The organism is Dyella sp. SYSU CM1112 (genome assembly GCF_058216415.1).
The window spans coordinates 1-259 of the sequence record NZ_JBZEGI010000154.1 but is presented as its reverse complement, the minus strand read 5'-3'; the positions used below and the strand labels follow the sequence as shown (position 1 = coordinate 259).

Genomic DNA, 259 nt, shown 5'->3' with positions numbered 1-259 from the left:
CGCCCTTCGTCAAGGTGGAAGCCAACAAGTTCACCGAAGTGGGTTATGTCGGCAAGGACGTGGAATCGATCGTGCGCGATCTCGCCGATGTGGCATACAAGCTGACACGCGAGCTGGCGATGAAACGCGTGCGCACGCAAGCCGAAGATCGCGCCGAAGATCGCATCCTGGATGCATTGTTGCCACGCCGTCAGAAGGCCACCGATTGGACGCACGACCAGGAACCTGCGCCATCTATCGAAAGCGACACGCGTCAGAA

Annotated in this window: 1 pseudogene; it reads left to right on the top strand. The window is 59.1% G+C overall.

Annotation, left to right across the window (positions count from 1 at the left end):
- A pseudogene (locus AC4HNJ_RS22025) lies at positions 1-259 on the top strand (HslU--HslV peptidase ATPase subunit); the annotation flags it as partial.